The sequence below is a fragment of the Vibrio sp. ZOR0018 genome, from assembly GCF_963865925.1.
Lineage (GTDB): Bacteria > Pseudomonadota > Gammaproteobacteria > Enterobacterales > Vibrionaceae > Vibrio > Vibrio anguillarum.
In genome coordinates this window covers 87507-99737 of record NZ_CAWMCN010000112.1, presented here as the reverse complement: position 1 = coordinate 99737, position 12231 = coordinate 87507, and the positions used below count along the sequence as shown (strand labels likewise).

Sequence of the window (12231 nt, the reverse complement as noted above, 5' to 3'; positions counted from 1 at the left end):
CCTAGAGAAAAGGGGGAGGCTCTTATTAAGCGAACACGGTTTGCTTCGCGTTATCACAAGGTAGTGCACGCAAATCTCGCCACAACATCAAACCCACCACCAAACTTAACGCAATATTGGAAATGGGGAAGGCAATCCACACACCAGTCACACCATATAACTTAGGTAACAAATACAAGAACGGTAGTTGGATCGCCATATTACCAATGGTGACAAACATCGCCTTACTGCCGCGATTGGTCGCTTGGTAAAAGGCGGCGGCGACAACTAAAAATCCATCCAAAAACAACGCAAACATATGCAGTTTTAAGCCCAGTACAGCGCTTGCCATCAATTGCGGGTCAGTTGAATTGAAGACCGCAACAACCTGAGTGGAAAACAAGTTCAGCAGCACCACAAAACCCAGCCCGCCAAGCACGGCAATGCTCATTGCAATTTTGAGCAGTTTTCTAATATGAAGATAGTTTTTGGCACCATAATTGAAGCTAACTAACGGCTGCATACCATTCGCGATGCCCTCTGCCGTTAAGTAATAAACCGTGACGATATAGCCTAATATCGCGTATGCCCCAACAAGTACCGCGCTGCCATAGTGAGCAAATAGGCTGTTGTGCACCGCCACCATCATCGAACCGTAGGCATACATAAAAAAGCTTGAAGTACCAATCGCAACAATCTTAGGTAACAACGACCATTGCACCCTCATCACCGAGAGTGACAGCTGCAACTTGGCTCGCGTCGAAAAGAAATAGCCTATGCCTAATACAGTCACACTTAATTGTGCGAGTGTCGTTGCTATGGCGGCACCAGTAAGTTCCCAATGTAAAACGGCAATAAACAGATAATCAAAGAGAATATTGATTATCGCACCACTCACCATCAGCAATGTGGCTAAATTAGGGCTGTCGTCGTTTCGTAACAAGAAAGGCATCGCAATAGAGCCAAGCGTAAAGACACAAGCGATCACTAATACTTGCAAATATTGCAAGCCAAGTTCGTAGACTCGTCCTTCAACGCCTTGCCACGCAATGAAATCGTCCGCAAGAAACCATAGAATTGTCGCCACCACGGGAGCTAGCATCACAAGCAACAATAGGCCAGTAGCAAGCACTTGCTTGGCTGCCGCCATGTTCCCTTCACCTTGCTTGATCGAAGCCAGAGCACCAGTTCCTACGCCCACCAACATGCCAAGCCCTAAAATAAAGCCAATAATAGGCCACGCAACGTTAATGCCCGCCAATCCCTCAGCACCAACATAATGACCAATAAAAATACCATCCACCACTTGATACAAGCCATTGACTAACATAGCTGCCACGGTCGGAATGGTATAGCGCCAAAATTGGCGGTAAATTGAATTTTTCATAACAGACACCATAGTTAGCAAAGCTAACTATAAGTAAATTAAAGTAATACTTTGGATAACAACATATTAAAACACAGTGCTTCTTCTTCCGAGAGATGCTTAGTCACTTGCTCTGCGACAACAGCGTACACTTTCGCTTCATCCGCTAAATGCTCACGCGCAGTATCGGTGAGAGAAACTCGGTAAGAACGCGCATCATCTTGGCATTGTGCCGTCTGAACTAACCCTTTATTTTTAAGCCTTTTAACCATATTTGATACCGATGGTTTACTCACTTCCATCTCATTGGCTAAATCAGTTAAGCGCAGTGGCAAAGAAGAACTTTGAATCACTTTAAGGTAATCATATTCATTAAAGCTCAATTGTGAAATGGGATCAGCTTTGCTATACCGACGCCAGATTTTTGCACTAAAACGCTCTAATTTTTCTAAGTTAGCTTCTAGTTTCACTGTTTTTTAAATTAAAATGGTTATCAAGGCTAACTATTTTATGGATCTTTAGATCATTAAGCAACAAAAAAGCCGCTGAAAAAGTCAGCGGCTTTAAGGGAAAGGATATAACAGGGTCTTTATTGCTGAGACTCTGGCTGCTCAGCTTTTGCCTTAGCTAAATAGTCGGCTCTTACTTGCTGGAAAATTTTCCCCAATTCAAGATAAGCGTATCGATGCTCAACATATTCGTAGACGTTAAATGACAACGCAAGCTTGTACAAGGCGATCGCGTGCGCGTAATTTCCCTCTTGTTGGTAACGCTTAGCGAGATAAAAATAGACCTCAGTTAAACGCTGTGCTTGTATCGCATTACCGCTGCCTTCTTCTAAGATCATCTTAAAAGCTTGCTCTTCCGGTATCTCTTTAAGCGTTAACGCAACCAAGAGCCATCCCCATTGATCATCTCGAACTTTATAGCGATTGAGGAGATCCACACGTGCCTGCAAAGGCTCGCTTTCACTTTGAATAATATATAGCCACAATGCACGAAAGGGATCGCTAGGGTCATGTTGATAATGTGCGCGAATCTCTTCCAGCGCAAGTTCTGTACGGTCGCCGTAATAAAGTGCGATGGCTCTGTTACGCTCAGCGTAAAAATTGTCAGGTTCAAGTTCTAATGTCGAATCAAACGCCTCATAAGCGGCATCAAACTCTGCAACTTGCGTGTAATACACGCCTAATAAATTAAAGATATCAGGCTGCGCCGGGTTAAGCGCGAGTGACTGCTCAAAATCTAAACGTGCTAAAGTGCGTAGCCCAACACTGTCGTAGTTGTTACCACGCTCATAAAACATTTTAGCCCGCACATCATCAGGTAGATCAGTACGTTGTAGCAGTTGCGTCAAACGCGCTATCTGAACTTGTTGCTGTAATGAAGACTGCAATGGCACTGCCATCGGAGGGTATACCCATTGACTTTGATTGTCATTTTGAGTTGACGCGCAGCCCGACATTATCAGTATCAAAGCACTCAATGCGGCCGTTGGAAACCATTTCACAAATAAAACTCCTGTGTACCCCAAAGCCCAAGATAAGTGGGTGTATCGCATTAATCTAGGCATGAAAAAGGGAGCGAATAACGCTCCCTTTATATCATGCTTTATGTTGAAAAGGCGACTAAAGCGCCGTGCCTCTCAAGCTTAAAGTGGCCTTATTCAGCCGTTGGTGCTGCAACAACTTCTTCAGCTGGTTTCTCTACCGCTTCTTTCATGCTTAGACGAACACGGCCTTGGCGGTCGATTTCAAGTACTTTAACTTGAACTTCTTGGCCTTCTTTCAAGTAATCAGACACTTTCTCGATGCGTTGATCCGCGATTTGAGAAATGTGTACCAGACCATCTTTACCAGGAAGAATGTTAACGAACGCGCCAAAATCAGCCAGACGAGCGACCTTGCCAGTATAGATAGCGCCGACTTCAACTTCAGCCGTGATCTCTTCAATGCGACGAATCGCTTCTTTAGCTTGAGCGCTATCGGTTGCCGCAATCTTGATTGTGCCGTCATCTTCGATTTCGATGGTTGTGCCCGTCTCTTCAGTTAGAGCACGGATCACAGCACCACCTTTACCGATCACGTCTTTGATTTTCTCAGAGCTGATCTTCATGGTGTAAATGCGTGGTGCAAATTCAGAAATCTCAGCACGAGCACCAGAGATCGCTTGATCCATCACAGAAAGGATATGCTTACGTGCACCTTGTGCTTGGTTTAGCGCAATTTGCATGATCTCTTTGGTGATACCTTCGATCTTAATGTCCATTTGCAGTGCAGTGATACCTTGGTTAGTACCCGCTACTTTAAAGTCCATGTCACCTAGATGATCTTCATCACCAAGAATGTCAGAAAGAACAACGAAATCATCGCCTTCTTTAACAAGACCCATTGCAATACCTGCAACTGAAGACTTGATTGGTACACCTGCATCCATCAGAGCAAGAGAAGTACCACATACCGAAGCCATTGAAGATGAACCGTTAGATTCTGTGATTTCTGATACTACACGAACTGTGTATGGGAACTCTTCCACTGAAGGCATAACGGCAGCGATACCACGCTTAGCCAGTTTACCGTGGCCGATTTCACGACGCTTAGGAGAGCCTACAAAACCAGTTTCGCCCACACAGTATGGAGGGAAGTTGTAGTGTAGTAGGAAGTTATCTTTACGCTCACCTGTTAGCTCATCGATGATTTGAGCATCACGCTGAGTACCAAGAGTAGCGGTTACGATTGCCTGAGTTTCACCACGAGTAAATAGTGCAGAACCGTGAGTACGAGGAAGAATACCAGTGCGTACGTCTAGCGCACGAACCATGTCTTTTTCACGACCGTCAATACGTGGGTTGCCAGCAATAATGCTACGACGTACAACCGTCTTCTCTAGATCGTGGAAGATAGTGTGGATTTCTTTCGCATTTGCTTCAGGATCTTCAGCAAGAATTACTTTGTTTACTTCAGCAGCAATTTCATGAATACGGTCGTAACGAGCCATTTTTTCAGTGATTTTGTAAGCTTCAACAAGCTTAGCTTCTGCTAGTTCAGCGATCTTGCTGTTAAGTACTGTGTTCTCTTGAGGAGCAACCCAATCCCAAGCTGGAGTGGCAACTTCAGCAGCAAATTCATTGATCGCTTTAATCACAGCTTGTTGTTGGTCGTGGCCGTAAACAACCGCTGCTAGCATTTCTTCTTCAGTTAGGTTATCCGCTTCTGACTCAACCATCAGCACTGCGTTGTCTGTACCTGCAACCACAAGATCAAGACGAGATACTGCAAGCTCGGTCATGCTAGGGTTAAGTACTAATTGACCATCAATGTGACCCACGCGCGCCGCGCCAATAGGACCATTGAATGGAATGCCAGAGATAGCAAGTGCTGCTGAAGTACCAATCATAGTCACGATATCAGGTTGAACGTCTGGGTTTACAGACATCACTGTCGCGATGACTTGAACTTCATTTTTAAATGCATTAGGGAAAAGAGGACGAATTGGGCGGTCAATCAGACGCGCAGTCAAAGTTTCGCCTTCTGATGGACGACCTTCACGCTTGAAGAAGCCACCTGGAATTTTACCCGCTGCGTAAGTACGCTCTTGGTAGTTAACAGTAAGAGGGAAGAAGTCTTGACCTTCTACTGCTTCTTTTTTACCAACAACAGAAACGAATACCGCGGTATCGTTCATAGTGACCATAACGGCCGATGTAGCTTGGCGTGCGATAACGCCGGTTTCTAGAGTGACGGTATGATTACCGTATTGGAATGATTTCACTACTGGTTTATCAAACATTGTTTATCCTTGCTCTAGAGTTACCTCTAGATTGAATGAAATAACACTCAAGACATTACGAATCGCGACTAGTAAAAATAGGCTCTATATCACGGGGAAACAAAGCGTTGGGCTTGCCGCTCCCACTGGTATCTGAACGCTACTTTTAATAGCCGCGACCTGCTGGCCGACTTCGGTGACTGTAATGCTATGAGTATGAAGCGTTAAAGTACATACAACACACTTTAACGGCGGGTAGTATAGCGACTTAGGAGAGATTGTGCCAAATTTAGATAACAAAAAAGGGGCTAAAAGCCCCTTTTCTGAACAAACTGATCTTAGCGACGTAGCTCAAGACGTTTGATTAGGTCTTGGTAACGACCTAAATCTTTACCTTTTAGGTAGTCTAGAAGCTTACGACGGCTTGAAACCATACGTAGTAGACCACGACGGCTGTGGTGATCGCCTTTGTGAGTTTTGAAGTGACCTTGTAGGTGGTTGATAGAAGCAGTTAGTAGTGCTACTTGTACTTCTGGTGAACCAGTGTCGCCTTCGCCACGTGCGTATTCAGCAACGATTGCCGCTTTAGTTTCTGCATTCAGAGACATAATGCTCTCCTAATAAGAGTAAGTTTAAAGGTGTAGCAGCCAATCTCTGATTCAGCCGCTACGCGAAGCCGGGATTATAGGGAAATCCCCAACGTTAAGCAATAGCTATTTAAAGCGACTCTTCGTCTCTAAAAACGACCAATCGCTTAGGTGCAACACGACCATCTTGGTCAATTTCACCCACACCGATAAAGAGTTTCTCTTCACCCATGGTCATGCGCACTGTGCCATCAAGTGGCACACCCAACACTTGCACTGGTTGTCCATGTTGTACCATGTCTGCCAACTCAGGAATAAGGTTAACTTCCGGCAAATCTTGCACCGCACTGTCCATTGGCATCAATAACGAGTCCAACACATTTTTCGGTGCGACATCATCACGCAGCGCCTGTTGCAGCAATGCATCAAGTTGCTCTAAAGTCACCATCTTCTCATATGGGTACTTCGCGACCGCAGTACGACGCAGCATGGTCACATGTGCGCCACAACCAAGCATTTCACCTAAGTCATCCACGATAGTACGGATATAAGTGCCTTTCGAACAGTGCACATCCATTTCAACTTCATCACCTTCGAAACGGATCAATTCAATATCATAGACAGTGATTTTTCGAGATTCGCGCGGAATATCAATGCCTTCACGAGCGTATTCATATAGAGGACGGCCTTGATATTTCAGTGCAGAAAACATTGACGGAATTTGGTCGGTTTCACCACGAAAACGCTCGATACACTCTCGCAGGGTATTTAATTGCACATTGACAGGGCGTGTTTCCACTACCTCTCCGTCTGAATCAGAGGTATTGGTTCGCTCACCCAATTTTGCAATGACTCGATAACGCTTATCTGAATCAAGTAAAAACTGAGAGAATTTTGTCGCTTCACCAAGGCAAATAGGCAACATTCCTGTTGCCAAGGGATCGAGCGCGCCAGTGTGTCCGGCTTTTTCTGCAAAATAAATACGTTTTACTTTTTGTAAGGCATCATTCGAGGAGATACCCGTTGGCTTATCCAGTAAAATTACCCCGTTAATTGGGCGACCTTTACGACGACGAGCCATCTATTCATTCCCTTCTTCTGCAGACGCTTCATCTTCACGCCCTGCATCTTTCTGTCTGCGCTTATCATTGCTGACCACTTCAGTCACCAAGTTGGACATGCGCATACCTTCAACCAAAGTATTGTCATAAGTGAAGCGAATTTCTGGTGTCAAACGTAAGCGAATACGTTTACCAAGCATCATGCGGATATGAACTTCATGCTCTTTTAACGCAGCTAAGCAGCTTTCTGGGGTCTGCTCACCAACGCATAGAAACGTCACAAACACTTTTGCATAAGCAAGGTCACGTGACACTTCGACTTCTGAAATCGTCACCATACCTAAGCGTGAGTCGCGGACTTCACGTTGTATGATCATAGCGAGTTCTTTTTGCAGCTGTTGGGATACGCGCTGCGTGCGGCTAAATTCTTTTGACATATCTTTTCTCACATATAGAAAGAATGGGGGGATGGTTCAACCCAGCCCCCCATGGTGTATTCAACAACCGATTACTGTCTATTTCAATACAGCAACGTCAGTCAATTAATCCAGTGTACGTTTAATTTCCACTGTTTCGAAGACTTCGATTTGGTCACCAACGCGAACATCATTGTAGTTCTTAACGCCGATACCACATTCGTAGCCATTCTTCACTTCTTGCACGTCATCTTTAAAGCGACGTAGCGACTCAAGCTCACCTTCGTAGATAACCACGTTATCACGTAGAACACGGATAGGGCTATTACGTTTGATAACGCCTTCAGTCACCATACAACCAGCAACTGCACCTAGTTTAGGTGATTTAAATACTTCACGAACCTGAGCAAGACCAATGATCTCTTGCTTAAACTCTGGTGCTAGCATGCCGCTCATGGCCGCTTTTACTTCATCAATCAATTGATAAATGATTGAGTAGTAACGTAGGTCTAAGTTTTCAGATTCGATAGTACGACGAGCTGATGCATCAGCACGAACGTTAAAGCCAAGTACGATAGCGTTAGAAGCTGCTGCAAGTACTGCGTCAGTTTCTGTGATACCACCCACACCAGAACCCACGATGTTCACTTTCACTTCATCAGTTGAAAGGTTACGCAGTGAATCAGCAATGGCTTCAACCGAACCTTGAACGTCTGCTTTTAGTACCACGTTCAGTTCAGCCACTTCGCCCGCTGTCATGTTAGAGAACATGTTTTCGAGCTTAGATTTCTGCTGACGTGCAAGCTTCACATCACGGAATTTACCTTGACGATAATTTGCCACTTCACGTGCTTTACGCTCATCACGAACTACTGTTGCTTCATCACCGGCAGCTGGAACACCAGACAAACCTAGAATTTCAACAGGAATTGATGGGCCCGCTTCCGTAACTTCGTTACCAGTTTCGTCGCGCATCGCACGAACACGGCCATATTCTTGACCACATAGTACGATGTCGCCTTTGCGTAGTGTTCCTGATTGAACAAGAACAGTTGCCACAGGGCCACGGCCTTTATCAAGACGAGACTCAACTACCACACCAGACGCCATACCATCTTTAACAGCATGAAGCTCAAGAACTTCAGCTTGAAGTAGGATAGCTTCTAGTAGGCCTTCAATATTGGTTCCCTGTTTCGCAGAGATGTGAACAAACATGTTCTCACCGCCCCACTCTTCAGGAATGATGTTGTGTTGAGCAAGCTCATTTTTCACGCCATCTGGGTTCGCACCATCTTTATCGATTTTGTTCACTGCAACGATAAGTGGCACATTCGCCGCTTTCGCATGTTGAATCGCTTCAACCGTTTGTGGCATCACGCCATCATCTGCTGCAACAACCAATACAACGATATCTGTCGCTTGAGCACCACGAGCACGCATTGAAGTAAACGCAGCGTGTCCAGGAGTATCAAGGAAGGTGATCATACCGTTTGGTGTTTCAACGTGGTAAGCACCAATGTGCTGAGTAATACCACCGGCCTCGCCTGATGCAACGTGTGTGCGACGGATGTAATCAAGTGTTGATGTCTTACCGTGGTCAACGTGACCCATGATGGTCACAACTGGCGCACGAGGCACTGCTTCAAACTTGTTATCACGGTCAGAAAGGATCGCTTCTTCCAGTTCATTCTCTTTGCGGATGAGAACTTTATGACCCATTTCTTCAGCGACTAATTGCGCGGTTTCTTGGTCGATCACTTGGTTGATGGTTGCCATTGCGCCCATCTTCATCATCACTTTGATAACTTCAGTTGCTTTCACTGACATTTTGTTTGCCAGTTCAGAAAGAACAATCGTTTCACCGATCACAACATCTTGCTTAGCGACAACCGCTGTTTTATCAAAACCATGTTGCATCGATGCAGGTTTAGCCATACGACCTTTACGAGCTTTGCCTCGGCGCGTACCGCGCTCTTGCTTATCATCCTGAGATGAGATTTTGCTCTTATTAGCTTTCGTAGATTTACGGCTAGCACCTTCTTCACGGCGATCTGCTTCATCTTCGGCTTCACGTGCATACGTTGAAGTCGTAACATGGTAATCTGTATTTTCTTCCATACTACCCTTTTTCTCTTCTTCAGCAGACCAACGCTCTTTATTCTTCTCAGCCAATTCACGTGCTATTTCTAGCTGGCGCTGACTTTCCTCTTCAGCTTTACGTAATGCTTCGGCTTCTTGACGACGTTTAAGCTCTTCGGCTTCTTTTCGCGCTGCTTCTTGCTTCATTTTATTTTCAGCAGAAAGTTCTGGTTTCACTGCAGAACGTTTTGCTTTCTCATCCGCGTTAGCTGTTGCATTCGTTTGTGCTTCAACCTTCGCTTTCTCTTGTGCCTCACGCTTCGCTTTTTCTTCGGCTTCACGCTTTGCTTTTTCTTCGGCTTCGCGCTCTGCTTTTGCTTGTGCTTCACGCGCTGCTAATTCTTGTGCTTCACGTTGCGCGGCTTCTTCCGCTTCACGTGTTGCTTCATCGTCTACTGCACTGCGCTTAACGTAGGTACGTTTTTTACGCACTTCAACTTGAACATTCTTACTTTTGCCACCGCCGGCATTGACGCTCAATGTGCTGCGTGTTTTTCGCTGCAACGTCAAACGAGTCGGCTCTGAGTCACCAGTGGTATCACCGTGCTCTTTTCTAAGATGTGACAGTAGCTTATGCTTTTCATCATCAGAAACGTTATCAGAACTCGTTTTGTTCATGCCTGCATCAGCAAGTTGTTCTAACAAGCGGTCAACTGGCGTACCAATTTCTTCACTCAGTGCTTTAACTGTAAGTTGTGTCATGCCGCTCTCTCCCCTTGCTGAGAATTATTCTTCTTCGCTAAACCAACAGATATTGCGCGCTGCCATGATCAATTGACCTGCACGCTCTTCTGTTAGACCTTCAATATTTTCGAGGTCATCAATACCTTGGTCAGCAAGATCTTCTAATGTGACTATGCCTTTCGCTGCGAGTTTAAAGGCCATTTCACGCTCTAAACCTTCTAGTGCGAGCAGATCTTCTGCTGGCTCTAGCCCTTCAAAAGACTCTTCTTGTGCTAGCGCAATCGTGGTCAACGCATTCTTCGCGCGAGTACGCAATGCTTCGATGATATCTTCATCTAGGCCGTCAACTTCAAGTAGCTCAGCAACTGGCACATAAGCCACTTCTTCAAGCGTTGAGAAGCCTTCTTCAACCAATAACTCAGCGAAGTCTTGCTCGATATCGAGGTACTTCATGAAGTTTTCAATAGAAGCCATCGATTCTTCTTGATGTTTTTTCTGTAGATCAGCAACCGTCATAACATTCAATTCCCAACCAGTCAGTTGAGAAGCGAGACGTACGTTTTGACCATTACGACCGATTGCTTGCGCTAGGTTATCCGCTTCAACAGCAATATCAATTGAGTGCGTATCTTCATCCATGATGATCGATGCAACATCTGCTGGTGCCATTGCATTGATAACAAATTGAGCTGGATTATCATCCCAAAGAACGATATCAATGCGCTCACCGCCGAGCTCACTCGATACGGCTTGAACACGTGCTCCACGCATACCGACACACGCGCCCACAGGGTCAATGCGTTTGTCATTGGTTTTGACTGCAATTTTCGCACGCGAACCCGGATCACGAGCCGCGGCTTTCAATTCAATCAGCTCTTCACCGATTTCTGGCACTTCTACACGGAATAGCTCAGCGAGCATTTCTGGTTTTGAACGAGTAATGAAGAGTTGGAATCCGCGCGCTTCAGGGCGTACAGCATATAGCAGACCACGAACTCGGTCACCTGGACGAAAGTTTTCACGCGGTAGCTGGTCATCACGTAAAATAACCGCTTCAGCGTTATTACCTAAATCCAGAATAACCGAATCACGGTTTACTTTCTTAACAACGCCAGTAACCAACTCACCTTCGTTATCAATAAACTGTTCGACGATTTGCGCACGTTCAGCTTCACGCACTTTTTGTACGATAACTTGTTTTGCTGTTTGTGTTGTAATACGGTCAAAGGTCACTGATTCAATTTGATCTTCAATATATTGACCAAGTTCAGCTGTTTCGTCGTCGTATTTAGCTGCATCGTATGAAATTTCTTTTGTTGGATGTTCAACATTTTCAACGATTAACCAACGGCGAAAAGTTTCAAACTCACCCGTTTTACGGTCGATAGCAACACGTACATCGACTTCAATTTCATGTTTCTTCTTTGTTGATGTGGCAAGCGCAGTTTCAAGCGCCTCAAAAATACGCTCACGAGGTACGGCCTTCTCGTTCGAAACCGCCTCAACTACCGCTAAAATTTCTTTACTCATTTAATCTAGCCTCTTAAGCTCTTTTCTCTAGGAGAACTAAAATTTAGGGATCAGGTTAGCTTTAGAAATATTGCTTAGCGCAAATAGTTCTTCTTTCCCATCAACGCTAATTGCAACGGTTTCGCCATCAATAGAATGGATAATTCCTTTCCATTTGCGACGGTTGCCGACACCCATTTTCAAAACGATGCTGACTTCGTGACCAATAAACTGTTCATAATGCGCTGCTTTAAAAAGTGGTCTCTCTAAACCTGGTGAAGAAACTTCTAGGTTGTAAGCCACAGAAATTGGATCTTCAACATCGAGCACAGCACTCACTTGATGGCTCACTTCTGCGCAATCATCAACGTTAATACCGTTTTCATGATCAATATAGATGCGTAATGTTGAGTGCTCTCCGGCACGAATAAATTCTAATCCAACTAACTCATAACCTGATGCCGCTACTGGAGCGTCAAGCATTTCAGTAAGTTGTCTTTCTAAACCAGTCATTTAAACCACTCCAGAAACAAAAAAAGGGCACAGAGCCCAATTTAAATTCCAAGCAACTATCTGAAAATCTCATACTTGAGAAACTCAGATAACAAAAAACCCCGATTAGTCGGGGTTTTTTGTTGCTGGACCCTGATGATTGAGAATCTAAATTCTCAATTGCAGTGAGGTTGACACTGCACAAACTTGCATCCAAAACCCAAAAAGAA

General features: G+C 44.9%; 10 protein-coding genes. All 10 read right to left on the bottom strand.

Annotation, left to right across the window (positions count from 1 at the left end; genetic code table 11):
* Positions 1 to 25 precede the first annotated feature (25 nt).
* On the bottom strand, positions 26 to 1366 hold the full coding sequence (locus tag AACR75_RS10610) for an MATE family efflux transporter (RefSeq protein WP_047690118.1): 1341 nt from the start codon (positions 1364 to 1366) through the stop codon (positions 26 to 28).
* A gap of 38 nt (positions 1367 to 1404) precedes the next feature.
* The gene (locus AACR75_RS10605) at positions 1405 to 1815 is read right to left on the bottom strand and encodes a MarR family winged helix-turn-helix transcriptional regulator (RefSeq protein WP_010318918.1); all 411 of its coding nucleotides are present in this window, start codon (positions 1813 to 1815) and stop codon (positions 1405 to 1407) included.
* Positions 1816 to 1934: 119 nt separating this feature from the next.
* Positions 1935 to 2855 (bottom strand): lipoprotein NlpI, encoded by a 921-nt coding sequence (gene nlpI / locus AACR75_RS10600; RefSeq protein ID WP_047690116.1) that lies wholly within the window; start codon positions 2853 to 2855, stop codon positions 1935 to 1937.
* A 152-nt stretch (positions 2856 to 3007) separates the two neighbouring features.
* Entirely contained in the window at positions 3008 to 5134 is a 2127-nt protein-coding gene (gene pnp / locus AACR75_RS10595) for a polyribonucleotide nucleotidyltransferase (RefSeq protein ID WP_010318920.1), read from the bottom strand.
* 317 nt (positions 5135 to 5451) lie between these two features.
* A complete protein-coding gene (gene rpsO, locus AACR75_RS10590; protein WP_010318921.1) occupies positions 5452 to 5721 on the bottom strand; it encodes a 30S ribosomal protein S15 in 270 nt (89 codons plus the stop codon).
* A gap of 109 nt (positions 5722 to 5830) precedes the next feature.
* Entirely contained in the window at positions 5831 to 6781 is a 951-nt protein-coding gene (gene truB / locus AACR75_RS10585; protein ID WP_013857615.1) for a tRNA pseudouridine(55) synthase TruB, read from the bottom strand.
* Positions 6782 to 7198, bottom strand: coding sequence for a 30S ribosome-binding factor RbfA (gene rbfA / locus AACR75_RS10580; RefSeq protein ID WP_026028089.1), 417 nt, complete (start codon positions 7196 to 7198; stop codon positions 6782 to 6784).
* A gap of 105 nt (positions 7199 to 7303) precedes the next feature.
* On the bottom strand, positions 7304 to 10018 hold the full coding sequence (infB, locus tag AACR75_RS10575; protein ID WP_047690112.1) for a translation initiation factor IF-2: 2715 nt from the start codon (positions 10016 to 10018) through the stop codon (positions 7304 to 7306).
* A 24-nt stretch (positions 10019 to 10042) separates the two neighbouring features.
* Positions 10043 to 11530: a transcription termination factor NusA gene (nusA, locus tag AACR75_RS10570; protein ID WP_013857618.1), complete on the bottom strand. Its 1488-nt coding sequence runs from the start codon at positions 11528 to 11530 to the stop codon at positions 10043 to 10045.
* Positions 11531 to 11566: 36 nt separating this feature from the next.
* Positions 11567 to 12022 (bottom strand): ribosome maturation factor RimP, encoded by a 456-nt coding sequence (gene rimP / locus AACR75_RS10565; RefSeq protein WP_013857619.1) that lies wholly within the window; start codon positions 12020 to 12022, stop codon positions 11567 to 11569.
* Between the last annotated feature and the right edge of the window lie 209 nt (positions 12023 to 12231).